17 protein-coding genes and 5 pseudogenes are annotated in these 18871 nt (G+C 57.1%); 11 read left to right on the forward strand and 11 right to left on the reverse strand.

Going from position 1 to position 18871, the window contains the following annotated elements:
• Positions 1–24: 24 nt before the first annotated feature.
• From B4967_RS09895 to B4967_RS09915, 5 genes are all read right to left on the reverse strand, one after another.
• Complete coding sequence (locus tag B4967_RS09895; protein WP_052509959.1) at positions 25–228, reverse strand: twin-arginine translocation signal domain-containing protein; 204 nt, start codon at positions 226–228, stop codon at positions 25–27.
• A gap of 78 nt (positions 229–306) precedes the next feature.
• Positions 307–960 carry a TorD/DmsD family molecular chaperone gene (locus B4967_RS09900; RefSeq protein WP_083025001.1) on the reverse strand — a complete coding sequence of 218 codons (654 nt, stop codon included), beginning with the start codon at positions 958–960 and terminating at the stop codon, positions 307–309.
• 4 nt (positions 961–964) lie between these two features.
• Positions 965–2677, reverse strand: a complete 1713-nt coding sequence (locus tag B4967_RS09905) for a 4Fe-4S dicluster domain-containing protein (protein WP_083025002.1) — start codon at positions 2675–2677, stop codon at positions 965–967.
• 196 nt (positions 2678–2873) lie between these two features.
• Positions 2874–3488 carry a DUF3306 domain-containing protein gene (locus tag B4967_RS09910; protein ID WP_083025004.1) on the reverse strand — a complete coding sequence of 205 codons (615 nt, stop codon included), beginning with the start codon at positions 3486–3488 and terminating at the stop codon, positions 2874–2876.
• On the reverse strand, positions 3485–3925 hold the full coding sequence (locus B4967_RS09915) for a DUF3305 domain-containing protein (RefSeq protein ID WP_083025006.1): 441 nt from the start codon (positions 3923–3925) through the stop codon (positions 3485–3487). Before B4967_RS09915 ends, B4967_RS09910 begins: the two co-directional genes overlap by 4 nt.
• Positions 3926–4076: 151 nt before the next feature.
• On the opposite strand from B4967_RS09915, the gene B4967_RS20330 reads away from it, so the two are divergent.
• The 7 genes and pseudogenes from B4967_RS20330 (at position 4077) to B4967_RS19330 (ending at position 8820) form a co-directional block, all read left to right on the forward strand.
• Entirely contained in the window at positions 4077–4706 is a 630-nt protein-coding gene (locus B4967_RS20330) for a formate dehydrogenase accessory sulfurtransferase FdhD (protein ID WP_279384688.1), read from the forward strand.
• An 8-nt stretch (positions 4707–4714) separates the two neighbouring features.
• Positions 4715–4933, forward strand: coding sequence for a formate dehydrogenase accessory sulfurtransferase FdhD (locus B4967_RS20335; RefSeq protein ID WP_279384689.1), 219 nt, complete (start codon positions 4715–4717; stop codon positions 4931–4933).
• A complete protein-coding gene (mobA, locus tag B4967_RS09925) occupies positions 4930–5550 on the forward strand; it encodes a molybdenum cofactor guanylyltransferase MobA (protein WP_083025008.1) in 621 nt (206 codons plus the stop codon). The genes B4967_RS20335 and mobA overlap by 4 nt, the downstream gene beginning before the upstream one ends.
• A pseudogene (gene moeA / locus B4967_RS09930) lies at positions 5547–6801 on the forward strand (molybdopterin molybdotransferase MoeA). The gene mobA and the pseudogene moeA overlap by 4 nt, the downstream one beginning before the upstream one ends.
• A pseudogene (gene moaA, locus B4967_RS09935) lies at positions 6798–7789 on the forward strand (GTP 3',8-cyclase MoaA). Before moeA ends, moaA begins: the two co-directional pseudogenes overlap by 4 nt.
• Positions 7790–7792: 3 nt before the next feature.
• On the forward strand, positions 7793–8467 hold the full coding sequence (locus B4967_RS09940; RefSeq protein WP_243470484.1) for a CobW family GTP-binding protein: 675 nt from the start codon (positions 7793–7795) through the stop codon (positions 8465–8467).
• Positions 8468–8610: 143 nt separating this feature from the next.
• The gene (locus B4967_RS19330; protein ID WP_243470496.1) at positions 8611–8820 is read left to right on the forward strand and encodes a GTP-binding protein; all 210 of its coding nucleotides are present in this window, start codon (positions 8611–8613) and stop codon (positions 8818–8820) included.
• Here B4967_RS19330 and B4967_RS20865 read toward each other — a convergent pair.
• From B4967_RS20865 to B4967_RS09960, 5 genes are all read right to left on the reverse strand, one after another.
• Positions 8800–9831, reverse strand: coding sequence for a putative bifunctional diguanylate cyclase/phosphodiesterase (locus tag B4967_RS20865; RefSeq protein WP_340638735.1), 1032 nt, complete (start codon positions 9829–9831; stop codon positions 8800–8802). The two genes, B4967_RS19330 and B4967_RS20865, sit on opposite strands and share 21 nt — an antisense overlap.
• Entirely contained in the window at positions 9797–10522 is a 726-nt protein-coding gene (locus tag B4967_RS20870; protein ID WP_340638736.1) for a diguanylate cyclase domain-containing protein, read from the reverse strand. The genes B4967_RS20865 and B4967_RS20870 overlap by 35 nt, the downstream gene beginning before the upstream one ends.
• A 94-nt stretch (positions 10523–10616) precedes the next feature.
• Positions 10617–10796 (reverse strand): hypothetical protein, encoded by a 180-nt coding sequence (locus tag B4967_RS09950; RefSeq protein WP_083025010.1) that lies wholly within the window; start codon positions 10794–10796, stop codon positions 10617–10619.
• Between the two features lie 44 nt (positions 10797–10840).
• Positions 10841–11260 carry a PDC sensor domain-containing protein gene (locus B4967_RS09955; protein ID WP_083025012.1) on the reverse strand — a complete coding sequence of 140 codons (420 nt, stop codon included), beginning with the start codon at positions 11258–11260 and terminating at the stop codon, positions 10841–10843.
• Positions 11245–11847, reverse strand: a complete 603-nt coding sequence (locus B4967_RS09960) for a PDC sensor domain-containing protein (RefSeq protein ID WP_083025013.1) — start codon at positions 11845–11847, stop codon at positions 11245–11247. Before B4967_RS09960 ends, B4967_RS09955 begins: the two co-directional genes overlap by 16 nt.
• Before the next feature lie 191 nt (positions 11848–12038).
• Here B4967_RS09960 and B4967_RS09965 point away from each other — a divergent pair, with 191 nt between their 5' ends.
• Positions 12039–12941 (forward strand): LysR family transcriptional regulator, encoded by a 903-nt coding sequence (locus B4967_RS09965; protein ID WP_083025015.1) that lies wholly within the window; start codon positions 12039–12041, stop codon positions 12939–12941.
• A gap of 16 nt (positions 12942–12957) precedes the next feature.
• On the opposite strand, the pseudogene B4967_RS09970 reads toward B4967_RS09965, so the two are convergent.
• Positions 12958–14521 (reverse strand): annotated as a pseudogene (locus tag B4967_RS09970) (NCS1 family nucleobase:cation symporter-1).
• Positions 14522–15132: 611 nt separating this feature from the next.
• Between B4967_RS09970 and B4967_RS09975 the strand changes: the two are divergent.
• The 3 genes and pseudogenes from B4967_RS09975 to B4967_RS20340 all read left to right on the forward strand — a co-directional run.
• Positions 15133–15999 carry a nitrilase-related carbon-nitrogen hydrolase gene (locus B4967_RS09975; RefSeq protein WP_083025017.1) on the forward strand — a complete coding sequence of 289 codons (867 nt, stop codon included), beginning with the start codon at positions 15133–15135 and terminating at the stop codon, positions 15997–15999.
• Positions 16000–16030: 31 nt separating this feature from the next.
• Positions 16031–17472, forward strand: a pseudogene (hydA, locus tag B4967_RS09980) (dihydropyrimidinase).
• A 40-nt stretch (positions 17473–17512) separates the two neighbouring features.
• Positions 17513–18706, forward strand: a pseudogene (locus B4967_RS20340) (NAD(P)-dependent oxidoreductase); the annotation flags it as partial.
• Positions 18707–18871 lie beyond the last annotated feature (165 nt).

Below are 18871 nucleotides of genomic sequence, written 5' to 3' on the forward strand. Positions count from 1 at the left end.
GGCAAATCTCCTGGCAGTTCGCCGTCAGTCACGCAGCGAGGCGTAATAAGCACGAATATGGTCGGTCTCGCGGTAGTTCACCGCCTGCTTGTCGCGCTCAACCGGGCTTTTATCATCTGCCTGTGCCAGCGTGACGTGGCCTACCGCAACGGCTGCGCCCGCAGCGGCGGTGCCTAAACCAACGGTTTTCATAAACCGGCGGCGCTCAGGGTTATGTGACTGGTGCATGGGGTTCTCCTCTTTCATGCCCTTTTTTATGCGTGGCCCGTAGGCCCTGTTGTTCGCTTACCGCTGCGCACGGTCACGTCACGGTGTGGCTTTGCGCGCTGCACCGGCGTCATAGGAAGCAGGCTCCACTATGCGCACCGGTTGATAGGCCGCTTGATCGCTCAAACGTGCCTGTTCGCTCTCCATAAAAGCACTACCCAACTGCCCCAGCGCTGAATAGAAAGCGGTGTCTACTTTTGCAAGGTCATCCCAACAGCGGCTGGCCCAAGGGGCAAGGTGCTGTTGGAAAAAGGTGAACTGTTCACTACTTTGCGCGGCGATGAGCATGGCCATCACTTCGCACATCGCCGCCAGGTGGTCTTCTGGGTCCCGGGTATGCTCGCTGCGCTCAAAGCCTAGCGCACGGAGATCTTGGCGCAGCGCGACCAGCGCGGCTTCCATCAGCTCGCCGTTGCGATACCAGGATGCATAGGGCACAACGTCGCCTTGAATGACGCCTACTAAGTGGCGGAAATGCGCACGCTTCAGGCTGTCCACATCGCTTTGGCTTGCCGCTTTTGACAGCGCGGCCCAGCATTCGGCAATGCGGCTGCCATCTTGCTCAATATCGAGACTTTCCAACCACGCCAGTAGCTCGCTGTCGGGGGCCTGACGCAGCAGGCTAGCGAACAGCTGGTAGATATCCATTCGCAGCGCATCGGTTTCACTTAGCGTCGGCATTGCATCGCTCATTGCTTTACACCTTTAGTTGCGCTTCAGGGTCACGAGCCATGGTTTTCCACACGTCTTTCACCCGGCAGTCTTCACACATTTCTAAGCGCGTCATGGCATCACCGGCAAAGTAAGGGTGATTGGCCAGCTTGGCTTTAATGGTGGCAACGGTGCTGGCGGTGGCAAACGGCTTGCCGCAGCTAATACATTCGAAAGCCGCCTCTTCGTGGCAAATATGCCGCGTTTCGCGCGCAGGTGCCGCGAGGAAGCCTGGCTCCAGCGTGATGGCGTCTTCAGGGCAGGCCTGTTCGCAGAGCCCGCACTGTACACAATCGGCTTCCAGGAAGCTGAGCGCGGGGGTATTCCCACCCGATTTAAGCGCAGGCGTTGGGCAATTGCTGACACAGGCGTGGCAGAGCGTACAGGCAGCACTATCGACATTAATGCCGCCGTAAGCCGCCCCTTGAGGCATGGTGTGGCGCTCACCGCTGGGCGCCCCCAGTTCAGCCAACCGCGCCAGCACCACGTTCAGGCGAGCACGCTTATTAGGCTCATTAAAGCTCAATGGCGACTCGGTGAGCGGTGTTAGGCTGGGCAGCGCATCTCGCTCGCCCTCGGCATCTACCGGCAGTAGCTTAATACGCGCGGCGTCGTGGCCTAGCGCGTCCAGCAGACTATGAGCCTGAGTGATTTGATGCTCTAAGAATGCGCTGAGCCGGGGCGGCATGCCGTCGTGAAGCTGAATGCGCACTTCAGAAGCGCCGCTGGCGAGCGCCGTCAGCCACTGGTCGTGGCCCGCCGCGCCCAGCTCTTCCAAGGGGGCATCAATGATGTGACCCGGCGTGGTAATGCCTGCAGCACGCTCAGCTTCCAGCGAGTCATGGGTAATAAAGCGTAGCACCGGCACCTCACCACCGGCTTCCCGATAGGCGGTTAGCCAGTTGGCCAGCGTCTCCTGCTGGCGGCGGGTTTCCGGCAGGCGAAACTCGATGGCACCCGTAGGGCACGCACTGGTGCAACTGCCTACGCCTTGGCAAAGGAAAGGATCAATCTCAATGCGCGACTCAATGCGGCCTTGGATGCTAGAAATCGCATCCGCCGGGCAGACGTCGAGGCAGCGAGTGCAACCGACGTTACCACTGGAAGAGTGGGCGCAAAGATCGGTATTGACCTGGAAATAGCGCGGTTTATCGAACTCACCGACCAGCTCCGTCACGCTCTCTAACACGTCGGCACGCTCAGCTTCCTGGCGCTCCCACGCGAGGCGCAGGTAGCCCGGCGGGGGCAGTTCCCAAGAAGCGACGTTAAGTGCTCCCTCCGAAAGGTCCAGCACTACGTCAAATACGTCCCGCTCAATCAGCGCTTGGGCAAGATTGAGAGAGTCGCCATCGTCTTGGCTCAGGGTGGCACGAAAACCACCCAAATGCCCCGCGATGTTAAGCCGTGACTGTGGATGCGCACTCAGCACTTGAGCGATCAGCGGCTCGCTGGCGACGGGAAGATCAACGGCCTCATCCGTGGTCAGCATCGTGAGGGACGCTAATCCCCGCCCCTGAAGCACTCGTGCCGCTTGAGTCACTGACGGCGCACTACCGAGCAACAGCACATGACCGCGGCTGTGGTAGGTCACGTTGGCAGGCGTTAAATTCACCGGCCATGAGATACGCCGACGCACCGCTTCACGAGCGGCGACGTTGCGCTGGTCGTCAATCGACGCCAGTTGGATTCGTTGGTTCATGCATTCTCACGGTCAAGAGGTCGTTTTTGTTATAATTAGAGATTATGTTTTGTCATCTCATGGATGACTTTCGGCGTTATAACGACATAGCTTTTGTATCAGAGTATGGCGCAAACAGCTTTTTTGCCACTTCCTTTGGTCGTACCGCTGTCAACGCAAGCCCGCCATACTTACCATAACCCACTGATTCAAAAAGCTAACTGTCTTTTTTTCGCTCTCCTGGAGCGTGATCAGGATAATCAGACTGGTCGTCTAGTGAGGCACTTTGTACAAAACTGTCATCACTTGTGCAAGCGCTCACCTGCTCAGGCGGGCTCTCAGCCGCTACTTTTTCGCTGTGTTCAGCGTCTTTTTGTGCCGAATCTTCCAGCTTCTCTAAGGTCTCTTCCGCCTTATTGGCCCAACGCCGCAGCTTGCCCGCTAGCTCGCTGGCCATGGGCTTTAACTGTTGAGTGTAGTCGGCGTCGTAATCATCCAAACCATCGCGCACATTGTAGTTACCGGTGGCCCAGAGCCTACGCAGGGCACGGCGGCGCAGCGCAGCACTGACGCCAGGCACCATAAAGGCGCTGAAGTCACTGCCGGCAGGCAGGGTGTCTGGGTCGGGCAACGAGTGGTCCAGGCTGCCCGGCAGGGGCGGAGCTGCGGCCTCTTGCTTGTCTACCGCAGGGGGGGAGGCATCTATACCGTCAGACTCAGGCGCGTGCGCCTCTACCTCTAACTGAGGCTCTATCGGTTCCGCTGGCGGCCTGTCATCACTCTCATGTTCAATGCCGCGCTTTTTACGCGACCAGCGCTCCAAACGGCTCACTGTGGCTGCTCCTTGGTCGGGGTCCCTTTACCGCGCCCGGCCCCTTTGCGTTTTTTCTTGCGGGTTTCCACCGGCGCTTCACCGTGGCGCGCGAGATAGTGCTCTATCCACACCTGAATCGCCATCGGCATCGCGGCTTCTGACACTTGCTGCTCGCCATCTAGCCAGCCTGCGGCCACATCCTGGCTGGCGGTGATCGCATCGGGCTTCGGGGTTTGCCCGGTGAAACCGGCACGCACAAAGAGGCGCGGCGTCGGCGCGGTGAGGTTAAATCGGTAGGCCGCTCGCTCGGTCATATAGAGCTGCAGGTTGAGGACGCACTCCCCTTCGTCCCCCGGCACTAGCTCGGCAATGCGCCACTGGGTCAGCGTGAAACTGCGCACCTGCTTGGGCTCGGCGACTAAGGTAACGCTTAATGCGCGTAAACTATCACTCATGGGTTTCACCACCTTAGACCTTGAACGGGTAGACAAGTAAGCCTTTTGAGCGCCATCATCGTCAACTCAGACAATTTTACTCAACTATTATGATCTTGTACGCCGTGTTTGCGTCAGCCACACAGCGTTTTGGTATCAGTGAGGATTGCGGATGCCCGCCCTTCAGTTAAGCCGAGCCCGCTTACCGGCCACGAACACCATTGATGTCATGAGTGCCTACGGCGACACTCGCCCGCAGGCCATTGCCGCCGAGCGTGCGCTTACGGTGTATCTTAACAAGCGTGAAATTGTCACCCTGATGACGCTGGGCGATGACCCCGAGGCACTATTGGTAGGCTACCTGCGCAACCAGGGGCTATTAAGAAGCGCCGAGGACTTAACCGCGGTTCAGGTTGACTGGGACGTCGAGGCTGCGGTGATCGTTACCCGCCACCTGCCTGATGATTTGGAAGCACGCCTTAGCACGCGCACCGTCACGACGGGCTGCGGTCAGGGCACGGTGTTTGGTAAACTGTTGGAGCAAACTTCTCTCACAGCGCTGCCTGAGACACCGCTGGCCCAATCGGCGCTATATCAACTGTTGACCAATTTGAACACCTCTAACGACACCTACCGCAGCGCGGGCGCGGTACACGGCTGCGCGCTGTGCCACCAAGCTCAGGTGCTGGATTTCGTCGAAGATGTGGGCCGCCACAACGCCGTGGACACACTGGCGGGTCGCCCGGGGTTAACCAAACCGATAGCCGTAGCGCCGATATTTTTTACACCACCGGCCGTTTAACGTCTGAAATGGTGCTGAAAGTCGCGCAAATGGGCATTAGCGTACTGGTATCGCGTTCAGGCGTGACACAGAAAGGCGTAGAGCTGGCCGAGCGTTTCGGCGTGATGCTGATTGCCCGTGCGAAGGGGAAAGGCTTCCAAGCCATTAACGCCGCTGGCCGCTTGACGCTGGACGCGATTCCCCCCAAGCCGCCGAGTGCGCGCTCGTCCAAGGAGGCAGGCGTATGATCGCCAAGCACGAACTGACTGGCATGATTCTCGCGGGCGGTGAAGGCCGCCGTATGGGCGGGCGAGATAAGGGCCTGGAGCCCTTTGCAGGCTTGCCGCTGGTAGCGCACACCGTTAAGCGCTTCGATGGCCACGTGCATTGGTTGATGATTAACGCCAACCGCAATAGCGATGCGTATGCGCTGTTTGCCGACCGTGTGATTGAAGATGCCGAAGGCGGCTTCAAAGGCCCGCTGATGGGTATTTACAGCGGCCTGCTTGCGGCTCAAACGCCGTGGCTGCTGGTCGCACCCTGCGACTCCCCTGCGCTGCCCCACGATTTGGTGGCGCGCATGGTCGCAGGTATTACCCAGGCGGGTGTCGAGCACGATATCGCAGGGGCGTTCGATGGCGAGCGGCTGCACCCCGTCGTCGCGCTGCTGCGTACGTCGCTGGCTGACGATTTAGCGGCCACCCTGGCCGAAGGCGAGCGTAAAATCGATCGCTGGTACGCGCGCCACGCATGGTGCCGGGTGGATATGTCGGACTGCCCTGAAGCGTTCGCCAACCTCAATACCGAAGAGGAGAAAGCCCGCTTGGAGCTGGCCCTGACAACGCCTTCCCAGGAGACGCCATGAGCCTGTCGTGTTTTGAACTGGGCGAGCAGATGCTCAGCGTCGATGACGCCCGCGATGCGCTGATGACGCTGGTTGAGAAATCGGTAGCGGTAGAACAGGTGGCAATAGGCAGCGCCTACGGACGCAGGCTGGCGACTGATATCACTGCGCCTATTAACGTGCCACAGAATACCAATGCGGCGATGGATGGCGTTGCCTTGTCCTGGCCCAAAGAGCCACCCTACACCACACATATTCAGATTGTAGGTGATGCCTTCGCCGGGCAAGCGTTTGAGGGTGAGGTGCCCTCTGGCCAGTGCGTACGCATCACCACCGGCGCGCCGCTGCCCAGCGGCACCGATACGGTGATTATGCGTGAGCAGCTCATTGAGGTTGACGACAGCGTCACCATCGATGCGCCAGAGCGGGTCAGTTTTGGGCAGCATGTACGCCAAGCCGGGGAAGATATTGCCAAAGGGGCCGTTGCATTGACGGCGGGCACACGGCTGGATGCTGCCAGCATGGGGCTGATTGCTTCATTAGGCCATGCCACCACCGCCGTCCATCAGCGTCCAAAGGTAGCGATCTTCTCCACTGGCAACGAAGTCACGCCGCCGGGAGAGCCGCTCCCAAGCGCCGGAATTTACGACAACCAATCGCTTCACCCTGATCGGCATGCTTAGCGAGCAAGGGGCCGAAGTGGTGGATTTAGGTATTCTGCCCGACGACCCGCGCGCTATTGAGCAAGCGCTTGCGGAAGCAGCGGCGCAGTGTGACCTTGTGATTACCAGCGGCGGCGTGTCCGTGGGCCACGCGGACTACACCCGCGCTGCGCTGGAAAAGCTCGGACGGCTGGCCTTTTGGCGGGTGGCGCTACGTCCTGGGCGCCGGATGGCCTGCGGCCAACTGAGCGACTCCCGCACGCCGTTTGTGGGGCTACCCGGTAATCCGGTGGCGGTGATGGTTACTTTCAGCCAGTTTGTGGTGCCGCTTTTGCAACGGCTGCAGGGGCAGCTGCCTTCTCCGCCCTTACGACTCACAGCGATTGCCCAAACACCGCTAAAAAGCCGCCTGAAGCGCACCGACTTTCTGCGTGGCATTTATACTTGTGATGAGCAGGGCGTGCTACATGTGCGCAGCACAGGTGCCCCGGGCTCGGGTAATTTGACTTCCATGGTGATGGCCAACTGTTTGATTGAACTTGGCGATGACGAGGCAGACGCACAGCCAGGCGAGGCGGTCTGCATTCAACCGATAACGAGCTGGCAATGACCGAACAACTGATTGACGATTTTGGCCGCCGAGTGCGCTACGTGCGCATTTCGGTGACCGACCGCTGCGACTTCCGCTGCGTGTACTGCATGAGCGAGGAGATGACATTTCTTCCCCGTGCGCAGGTGCTCACGCTGGAAGAGCTCGCCATGGTGGCGCGCGCCTTCACCGAGCTTGGCGTCGAGAAGATCCGCCTGACCGGCGGCGAACCGCTAGTGCGCAAGGGATTGAGCAACTGGTGGACGAGATTGGCGCCCTACCGGGGCTGGACGATTTCACCATGACCACCAACGGCGCCAGCCTGCGCAAGCACGCCAAGCGGCTGTATGACGGTGGCCTACGTAGGCTCAACATTAGCCTGGACTCCCTCGACCCCGAGCGCTTTAAGCAGCTGACGCGCACCGGCGACTTAGCCAAAGTGATCGACGGTATCCACGCCGCCAAAGAGGCGGGCATCAAGCGCATCAAGCTGAACGCGGTGATCTTGAAGGGGCGCAACGAAGACGAAGTGCTCGACTTGGTGACCTTTGCCCGTCAGGAAGGCCTCGATATTAGCTTTATCGAGGAGATGCCGCTGGGCGATGTGTCGGACCACTCCCGGGCAGAGACCTTCTACTCCAGCGACGACGTTCAGGCGTTGATCGAAACACGCTACCCGCTGACACCCACTACGGAGAGCACACCGGGGCCGTCGCGCTACTTCAAAATGGCCGACAGCGACAGCCGGGTGGGCTTTATCTCGCCCCATAGCCATAACTTCTGCGATAGCTGCAACCGCGTACGGGTCACCGTGGAAGGCCGCCTGCTGCTCGGCCTGGGTAATGAGCACTCGGTAGACCTGCGCGCCGTATTGCGCCGCCATCCTGGCGATATGCAGGCGCTCAAAACCGCCATTATTAACGCCCTACCGCTTAAGCCCGAACGCCACCACTTCACCACCGATGGCGACGTGCAGGTGGTGCGCTTTATGAACATGACCGGAGGTTAACCGTTGGCAGCCGCTTCACGCGTTCCCGTTCACATCGTCACCGGCTTTTTAGGTAGCGGCAAAACCACGCTTATCCACAGCCTGATTGAACAAAAGCCTGTGGGTGAGAAATGGGCCATTCTGGTCAACGAATTTGGCCAGATCGGCATTGATCAGGCGATGTTTGATGCGCGCGATGATGTGGTGGTGAAAGGCTTGCCCGGCGGCTGCCTATGCTGCCAGCTAGCGTTCGTGCTTCAGGCGGCGCTGGTCAATTTATTGGCGCGCAGCAAGCCCGACCGAGTGATTATTGAGCCCTCTGGCCTTGGCCACCCGGCAGGGTTGCTGGACCTGCTGCGCGGCGAGGCGTTTCAAGACGTGGTGGCGGTGCAGGATAACATCGCCACGCTTGACCCACGCCGATTGGATGAAGCCCGCGTGCGCGAGCACGACACGTTTCAGGATCAGCTAAATATGGCCGACGCCATCGCTATCACCATGGGCGAGCAGGCAAGCAACGCCCAGCACCAACAAGCGCAGCAGTTTATCAGCACGCTATGGCCGGCCCGTAAATGGGTGTACACCGTTGAGGAAGGGGTACTGCCGGTTTCGCTCATCTTGGACAGCGGCCAGGCGCGCCAACAAGATCAGCCTGCGATGCCTGCCGAGCATCAGGCTCTGGCACCAGCCCTAGCCTAGAGGGCGCTTTTTTCGATTTTCCGCCCCCTCCTGGCCAGCCCCAACAGCAAACCGCCACTGCCCTGGGTTACACCAGTACGGGCCTGCGCTGGCACCCTACCGAGCGATTCGACCTTGATCATCTCGCCTATTGTTTTAGCGAGCTGCCCACTACGGCGCGGGTAAAGGGAGTATTCCACACCGCTGACGGCTGGAAACGGTTCAACCGCGCGGATGGTGCCCTAAGCGTTGCCAGCAGCGCTTGGCGGCAAGACTCGCGGCTTGAGGTGATTACCCCCGAGAGCTTTCAGCACGCCGCGCTGATCGCGGCGTTACTCATCAAGCTGCATGCCTCAAGCGTAGGACTGAGCTAGCACGGCTGCTTCAATGTCATTAACGGACACCGGCCGTCCGAACAGATAGCCCTGAAAGGCGTGACAGCCATGGGCCATCAGCCACGCCTGCTGTGCTTCCACTTCCACCCCCTCGGCAATCACATCCAGGTTTAAGCTCTTCGCCAGGGCAATGGTACTTTCCACAATCGCCGCGTTTGCTTTGCTCTCTAGCACTTGCTGCACAAAGGATTGGTCAATTTTCAGCTGGTCCAACGGCAGTTGGGCCAAGTAAGCCAGCGACGAGTAGCCGGTGCCGAAGTCGTCCAGCGAGAAACGAACGCCCAAGGCTTTTAGACTGAGCATTTTATCGCGTGCATCGTCACGCGCCTCTACAAACAGCGTTTCAGTGACTTCTAATTTCAGCTGCTCTAGCGGCGCTTGAGTGCGCTGAAATACCTGCTCGACCCGCTGCAGAAAGTTGTTCTCGCGGAATTGTAATGGGCTGATGTTCACCGAAATCGTGAGCCTATTCAGCAGCGGCGAACCTGCCCACTGGGCTAACTGCTGGCAAGCCTCTTCCAGCACCCACTCCCCGACATCATTAATCAGCCCTGTGCTCTCTAGCAGCGGTATAAACTCGCCCGGCGAGACTAACCCACGCCCAGGGTGCTGCCAGCGCAGTAGGGCTTCAACGCCTATTAATCTACCCAGACGATCAACCTGAGGTTGGTAATGCAGCCGCCATTGCTGATGCTCAAGCGCTTGGCGAAGCTCCGACTCTAGTTTTACCTTAGCTAGCAGTTTTGCCTGCATGGAAGGGTCAAAAAAACGCACTGCGCGTCGGACGCTGGCTTTCGCTTGAGAAAGTGCCATATCTCCCTGTTGAAGATAGTCGTCTGCGCTGCGCTGGCTATCTGCGATGATCGTAATACCTACGCTAGCGGTGACTAACGCACTCTCTTCCCCCACGCTGATCGGCTCATCCAGCGCCGCCAGCAGCTTATACGCGATATGTTCAGCCAGTTTCCTGAGTTTGCCGTGGGCTACCATCAATCCCTTCAATCAGCACCGCAAACTCGTCGCTTCCCAACCTTGCCAAGGTGTCGGTATCTCGCAGCATTCGCCCAAAGCGCCGGGCAATACTTTGCAACAGCTGGTCGCCCGCATGGTGGCCTAGGGTATCGTTAACATGATTAAAGTTATCAATATCGATCAGGATTAACGCGCCGCAGCGCTGATGGCGGTTAAGCTCTTTTAACGCTGTACCAATACGATCAATAAACAGTCTACGGTTAGCAAAGCCGGTTAACGGGTCATAAAAGGCAAGCTGGTGGATCTCCTGCTCGGCCGCTTTACGCTCACTAATATCGCTCATGGTCGCCACGTAGTGGGTCAATTCACCGCCGTGGCCATACACAGCGCTAATGGGTCGCCACTCAGGAAACAGCTCGCCGTTTTTGCGCTGATTCCAGATCTCCCCTTCCCAGTTACCCGTAGCCATAACGCTACGCCACAGCCGACGATAAAACGCAGCGTTATGGTGGCCGGAACTAAACATACGCGGGTTTTTGCCAATCATCTCCTCATCGCTGTAACCGGTAATACGCTTAAAAGTATCATTAACCTTCAGGATATTGCCCCGCGCATCGGTCACCATAATGCCTAAATGCGCCTGGAATGCAGCAGCGGCGATTTGCAGTTCAACCTCGGCTTGCTTCGCGTCGGTAATATCGCGGGTCACAGAAAGCACTCCTTCAAAGTATTTTGTTTTGCTTGCCAAGGGGCTAACAGTGGCATGAAAGTAACGTTGCTGTTGGCCTAGCATCAGCGGGTATTCAAACGTCCACCTGACGGGTTTGCTGAACTTGATGAAAGATGGCGTCAAAGGTGTTTGCCAACGCGGGGGGCAACACCTGCTGATAGTGCAATCCTAGCGCTTGCTGGCTACCCAAGAGTAGCTTGTCCTTTTCGATGGCATGGATAAAGCGAAACCGACCCTCACCATCAAATACCAAAAATCAGGCCTTGTAGGGAGTTAATCAGCGCATCCATCCGGATCTCACGGGCCTGCAACTGATAAGAGAGTGCGGCGGTTCAAATAGTGGCGCACTCCCCACGCTCCCAACAGCGCAATGATCGCCATAACGCCCGTTAACACCAGTGTTCGTTGGCGCCAACATGCTAATAACCGCTGCACATCCACGCCCACCGCCACCAGTACCGGGTAGTGACTGACTCGCTGCAAATGGAACAGGCGCTCCCGCCCATCAATGGATGAAAGCGCGGTAAATGTTTGTGACGCTTCTTGCGTCTTGAGCCACTGTTGCGTAGCAGAATCTTCAATTTGCCTGCCCACGGTAGCGCCGTTTGTGGGCATGGGATGGCGGGCAATTAACTTGAGGTTGGCGTCTATTAAGGCCATGCTTTCGCCGTCATAGACGCGCATTTGCTGCAGCGCTTCGATCAGGGTCTGCGGCACCAGCCGAGCAACACCAAGCCGTTAAAATTACCACTTGCATCATTCAACCGCCGAGCGTGATAGAGGTAGAACTGCTGGTTCTGTGATGACCAGTAAAGCGGCGTGACCAGCTCTTGCTGCTTGCCTTGCTGGAAAGAGCGAAAAAAATCAGTCTCACTAATATCAAGACCCGCATGCCGGTTATTGCTACTACTTACCCAGACACGCCCTTGGGCATTGAGAACGCCAAGCTCATCAATTAGTGGCATATAGCCAGCCAAACTTTCTAAAGCATACTGTATGCTCGCCGTATTATTGAGGCCCGTCCCTCCGACACTCTCCACTCGCTCCGCCAAGGTAAAAAGTGCCTGCCCACTCTGCCCCAGCATACCCTTTGCCCACTCGGCCACTACATTCGAACGCGAAATGGCTCGAGACTCAGCCGAGCGTATCTCTTGCTGGTACTGCCCTTCCAATAACCAACCGAATAGCAGCAACATGACGCACAGAGCCAACGCAAATATGACGATGGCTTGCCGCTGCTGTCGGCGATACATCGGCACTGCTTGAGTTTTGTGGGCTAACTCATCACTGCGAGAGGAGCGCATCAAATATTGGCCTTATTCAAGTGTCGCGCAAGCGCACCTGATACAGTGTAAAAAATAACAGTGAAAGATACACCACAGCGACTTCATGGTCGCAATGCTAGATAGTGGCGCTTCGCTTTTTTGATGTATATCAATTTTTTGTCTAACCCAATGCAGCAAAAAAGCCCCCTTTTCCTGATCAAGAGGCAGCTATGGCATCACTAGGCCTGAGCGACTACGAAATACGCCTGATCCGCATTTTTAAGACGGTCGTTGAGTGCGGCGGTTTTACCGCTGCGGAAACCACCTTGGGGATTAGTCGCTCGGCCATTAGCCAGCATATGAACGACCTGGAGGGACGGCTGGGGTTTTGCCTCTGTCAGCGAGGACGCGGCGGATTCAGCCTAACAGAAGAGGGGAAAGAGATTTATCAGGCAGGGCTAACACTGCTTACGGCGCTGGAGACCTTTAAAAGCGACGTTAACGCGCTGCATCACACTATCAAAGGCGAATTGAATATCGGTATTACCGATAACCTCGTCACGCTACCCGCCATGGATGTGACCCATGCGCTGGCAGCACTCACCGCCCCTCATCACGAGGTAACGGTCCATATTCATATGGAGCCATCGGACGCGGTGATTCGCGGCGTGATGGATGGTCACCTGCATGTGGGGGTGGTGCCTGCGGTGAATTTGCCCACCAGTTTACAAACACGACTGCTGTACGACGAACCCTCTTACTTATACTGCTCCGCCGAACATCCACTGTTCAGCGTGCCCGATGAGGCATTGAGCCTTGCACAAATCGCCAGCCACCCGGCGATTCGCCCGCGCTACCCACTACCTGATGCTGCACGCCAAGCCCACGAAGCACTCAACCTACAGGCTTCTGCCTCGGACCGAGAAGGGGCCGCCTTTCTGATTTTGACCGGGCGCTTTATGGGCTTTCTACCCGAACATGTCGCCGAGCAGGGGGTGGCAGCAGGCAAGATGCGCGCGCTTCACCCCGCTACTCAGCACTACCGCATCCCGTTTGTACTGATTACCCGCCATGACCGCCGCCCCAATCGCGTGGTGGATGCGTTTTTGGGGTTTATCAGTGGGGGAGACTAAGCCTGACAAAGCTCGGCTAATTGCTGAGCTTTGTCATACAGCCACTATCATCGACAGCCGAACAGGATTGCTCTGTCACCTCGCTGGCCATCACTGGCGCAGGCCCCGCCTTTGGAGATGACGCCAATACCTGGCTTGCGACGTAGTAAACAATCGCCCCCAGCGCGGAGCCAGTGAACCAGCCGTAGTCATAGAACCAGTTCATCGTGCCGGTTAACAGTGACAGTAAGGTCAGTACGACAGGAACCCCGAAAGCGATAAAACCGGCCATGTTGACCGCGGGATAGGCGTGACTATCCAGGTACAGGCTGGGCACACCCCAGGCGCTGTTTTTTAATCAGGAAGTAGTCCACCGCCATAATGCCCGCAATGGGGCCTAACAGACTGGAGTAACCCAGCAGCCAGTTGGAGTACATTTGTTCAAGAGACACTCCAGGAGGAATGATGCCTGCCTTTTGTAACAGGTCATAGCATATCAGCAGCACTCCCACCGCACCGGTTATCAGCACGGCCACGCGTCTGGTTGATCACTTTTGGCGCTATGTTCTGAAAATCATTGGTAGGTGAGACGATATTAGAAGCGGTGTTGGTCGAAATAGTGGCAATAATGATCAATAACATCGCCATAATGACCCAGAAGGGGCTGTCGATATAACCGATTAACCTCACCGGGTCTGCAACAGTTTGCCCTACTAGCGATTCAGACGCAGCGGTTAGTACAACTCCAAGGGCAGCAAAGAACAACATCGTCAGCGGTAGACCAATAATTTGGCCTGCAATTTGATCTTTTTGGCTTTTGGCAAAGCGGCTGAAGTCAGGAATATTTAGTGAGAGAGTCGCCCAAAAACCCACCATGGCGGTCAAACCGGCAAAGAAATAACCATAAACGGAAGCCCCCTCAGGGCGCGATGGCGGTTGAGCCAGCAGCTCGGTCATCGACATATGCGGCCACGCCCACATCATCAGGCCAACGCCTACGGCCAACAGCAGCGGTGCGGCCAACGTTTCCAGCCACTTAATCGACTCCGCTCCGCGAATGACCACATACAGGTTCATCGCGCCGAAAACAAAAAAGCCAATCACCTCCCCCACGCCACCCAAAGCAGCCCAGGCAGGAATTAGCTCCGACAACAGCAAATGGATAGCCAAACCACAAACATGGTTTGAATACCGAACCAGCCGCAGCCCACCAGCGCGCGTACTAGGCACGGCACATTCGAGCCCAAAATACCGAAGGATGAGCGCAATACCGCCGGAAAAGGAATCCCGAACTTAGTGCCGGGAAAGGCATTCAGCGTCAGTGGAATCAGTACGATGACGTTGGCCAGCAGGATGGCAAAGAGCGCCTCCCCCACGCTCAAGCCGAAGTAGGCGGTTAGCACCCCACCCAGCGTATACGTGGGCACGCAGATCGACATCCCCACCCATAGTGCCGCGATATTCCACTTACTCCAGGTACGCTCACTTGCCTGGGTAGGTGCAATATCTTTATTGAAGCGGGGACTATTGCGCACGTCCTCACCAACATTAAGTTCAATCAACCCCTCTCTGTCTACCATCTGGGTTCTTGAGCCAGTCATTTTATTCTCCTCAGCAGCGACATTGCCGACCGCCTGTACGGGTTCAGCTTTTGTCGCAGCAATAAGCATGCCTAAACTGAAGACAGGATCGTTAACTTATTGAACAAAAAGCTGACTTTATCGACAGATATGCAGTCACCGCACTCTCAATTTTTATTGTGTTTTTGAACGCGACGTAAGACCACTAAAAACCTTAGCTGGTTAAAAAAATAACGCACCAAAAAGATACAAAAAAATAATTAAAACCACGAAGAAACTTCACAAGCTATTGATTTATAAAAATATAAAAAAATCACCAAACATATGCACGTATTCACCAAATCAGTAAAAAAAGGCTCTTTAAAAAACAAAAACATATAAAATCAACAACTTAATATCATACTCAACGGTAGATAAAAAATCCTTGAAAAGAGACGGCATAAAGGACTATGTTCAAAAAGCTGTCAAACATGACAACTTTCAACATAACAATAAACGCTCGGCTTTAACGCCGTTGTCACCACCCGCCAAGTGACTGTCATCACTCTCATAACTATTACCGATTAGTGTTTTTAACTTGCCGTGATGCGCTAGCCAGTCTGGTGAGCGCGTATGACACGAGAGGGCTTTGTATGCAGAAGATGAAAATCGGCCTGATTCAAATGGGCCCAAAAACCAGTACCGACCTGGAACCCGCCGCCATTCGAGACGCGATGAACGAAGCGCATCTGCCGCTGATAAAACAAGCCGCTGAACAAGGCGTGCAGGTGCTGTGCTTCCAGGAAGTGTTTAATCAACCCTACTTTTGCCCCAGCCAGGACAGCAAATGGTACGCCGCTGCCGAGCGGGTGCCGGAAGGCCCCACCTGCCAGATGATGCAGAAGCTCGCCGCCGAACACCGTATGGTGATCATCGTCCCTATCTATGAAGAAACCGAGACCGGCGTTTACTACAACACGGCAGCGGTGTTCGACGCTGACGGTAGCTATCTGGGCAAATACCACCAAACACACATTCCCCAAGTGGCTGGCTTTTGGGAAAAATTCTTCTTTAAGCCGGGCCAATCCAACTGGCCGGTGTTCGATACCGCCTACGGCAAGATCGGCGTGTATATCTGCTACGACCGCCACTTCCCTGAAGGCTGGCGAGCACTGGCCCTTAACGGTGCCGAAGTCATCTTCAACCCCTCCGCGACTGTGGCCGGGCTATCCCAAATATTTATGGAGCTTGAACAGCCCGCCTCGGCCGCCGCTAACGGTTGCTTCATCGCTGCCATCAACCGCGTAGGCAGCGAAGCGCCTTGGAATATCGGCGACTTTTACGGCTCCAGCTATATCGTCAACCCACGCGGCAAGATCGAAGCCCAGGCCAGCGAAACGGAAGACGAGCTGCTGGTACACGAGATCGATTTAGACATGGTGCGCGAGGTGCGCAACAACTGGCAGTTCTTCCGTGACCGCCGCCCGGAAACCTATACCCGCTTAACCGACGGCGAATAAGCCCCTCAGTCAATTACCCCAGGAGTTAACCATGAGTTTATTGATCAAGGGCGGCCCCGTCGTCACCCACGCCGTCACCTACCGAGCTGACGCGCTCTGCGTCGATGTAAAAATCCACGCCATCGGTACCGATTTAGACGTGCCGGAAGGCTGCGAGATCGTCGATGCCAGCCACCAATTGGTGATGGCCCGGCGGCATCGACCCCCACACCCATATGCAGATGCCGTTTATGGGTGCAGTGGCCAGCGAAGATTTTTATACCGGCACCGCCGCCGCTATGGCAGGGGGCACCACGACCATTATCGCCTTTGTGATCCCAAGCCCCGGCCAGTCGCTGCTGGAAGCGTTTAACACCTGGCAAGGCTGGGCCGAAAAAGCCGCCACCGATTTCGCTTTCCACGTGGCGATTACCTGGTGGGATGAGAGCGTCAAAGAAGAGATGGGGACGCTGGTGCGGGAGCACGGCGGTTAACAGCTTCAAGCACTTCATGGCCTACAAGGGCGCGATCATGGCCACCGACGATATCCTGGTGGAGAGTTTCTCGCGGTGTTTAGAGCTTGGGGCGATCCCCACGGTACACGCGGAAAACGGCGAGCTGGTCTACCACATGCAGCAAAAGCTGCTCGCCCAGGGGATGACCGGGCCGGAAGCACACCCGCTTTCCCGACCGCCCCAGGTGGAAGGCGAAGCCGCCAGCCGGGCGATTCGTATTGCCAGCACCCTGGGGGCGCCGGTTTATTTGGTACACGTTCCCACCAAGGACGCGGTGGACGAAATCGCCTACGCCCGCCAGCAGGGCCACCCAGTATTTGGCGAGTGCTTAGCGGGCCATCTGGTAATCGACGACAGCGTTTATCAAAACCCCGACTGGGCAACTGCCGCCGCCCACGTCATGAGTCCGCCCTTCCGCCCTAAGGGCCATCAGGAAGCGCTCTGGCACGGCCTGCAATCTGGTAACCTGCAAACCACCGCCACAGACCACTGTTGCTTCGGCGAAGAGGAGAAAGCCGCCGGGAAAGATGACTTTACCATGTTCCCTACCGGCCCCGCGGGTGTAGAAGACCGCCTCGCCGTGCTGTGGGACGAAGGCGTGAATACCGGCAAGCTCTCGCCTCAGGAGTTTGTCGCGGTCACCTCCACCAACACCGCCAGGATTTTCAATCTCTACCCACGTAAAGGGGCGATTCAGGTGGGTTCCGATGCCGACATTGTGGTGTGGGATCCTAACGGCACCCGCACTATCTCCGCCAAAACTCATCACCAGAACGTCGACTTCAATATCTTCGAGGGCAAGACGGTGCGCGGCATTGCTCGTCACACCATCAGCCAAGGTAAGTGGGTATGGCGCGACGGCGAGCTGCACGCCGGGCGCGGTGCGGGCCGCTATTTAGGGCGTCCCGCCTATCCCGGTGTATTCGAGCTGCTGGCCAAACGCGCCGAGCTAAATGCCCCTGTAGCGGTAACGCGCTAATCCCGGCCCTGCCGAAGAACAGAGCAATGGAGAAACGACCGTGACCCATTCACTTGATCACCTGCCCAGCGCAAAAGAGGTCGGCACCTACGACCCAGCGACGTTGGCACATAATTTCAGCGACCTTCACCCACCGCTGACGCCGCGCCAGGCTATCATCGAAAGCCAGCGCTGTCTCTACTGCTATGACGCGCCCTGCGTCGAGGCTTGCCCGTCGGACATTGATATCCCTAGCTTTATTCGCCAAATCAGCGAAAACAACATTAATGGCGCAGCGGAAACCATTCTGGAAGCCAATATCCTTGGCGGCAGCTGCGCCCGCGTATCCCCCACCGAAATCCTCTGCGAACGTAGCTGCGTGCGTAACCACGATGCCGAGTTTCAGCCGGAGCTGATTGGCCTACTCCAGCGACACGCTACTGACCATATGCAGTTTGATAGCCACCCCTTTAAGCGCGCCGCCAGCACTGGCCGCCACATCGCTGTGGTGGGTGCCGGGCCTGCGGGGCTCTCCTGCGCCCATCGACTGGCGATGCTCGGCCACCAAGTGACGGTTTTTGAAGCGGAGCAAAAGCCCGGCGGGCTAAACGAGTACGGCATCGCCCGCTACAAAATGACCGATGACTTTGCCCGCAAGGAAGTTGAGTTTTTACTGGAGGTCGGCGGCATTGACCTTCAGTATGGCCAGCGGCTCGGGTATAACCTCGAGCTTTCCACGCTGCATCCGCAGTATGACAGCGTGTTTCTCGGTTTAGGCCTGGGTGCCAGCCGCGCCCTGGGACTAACCGGCGAGAATGCACCGGGCCTGATGCCTGCAGTGGATTACATCAAAACCCTGCGTCAAACCGATGACCTGGGCAGCCTCACCGTGACCAAACGCTGCATTGTGATTGGTGCAGGCAATACTGCGATCGATATGGCAACGCAAATGGCTCGCCTGGGAGCCACCGAGGTGACGCTGGTCTACCGTCGCGGCGTGGAGGCGATGTCCGCCACAGACCACGAGCAGGAGATCGCCAAAGCCAACGGTGTACGCATGGGGACCGGGGCGCAGCCCGATGAAATCTTGCTGGATGACCAGGGCCCCGTCGCGGGCATGCGCTTTGCCAAGACCATTGAGCAAGCGGGCCAATTATCCCCGACGGGCGAAACGATTGAGATTGCCGCCGACGCCATCTTCAAAGCCATAGGCCAACGCTTTGATAACACCAGCCTCGCTGATGCCACCGCCGCCGAGTTAGCCCGGGACGGCGAGCGCATTCATGTCGATGGAATGTTCCGCACCTCGCTTCCCCAATATTTATGCCGGTGGCGACTGTGTGAAACCCGGCCAGGATCTCACCGTACAAGCCGTGCAGCACGGCAAGCTGGCGGCTCACGCCATCCATCAAGCGCTCGC

This window comes from Vreelandella lionensis, from assembly GCF_002087295.1.
GTDB classification, from domain to species: domain Bacteria; phylum Pseudomonadota; class Gammaproteobacteria; order Pseudomonadales; family Halomonadaceae; genus Vreelandella; species Vreelandella lionensis.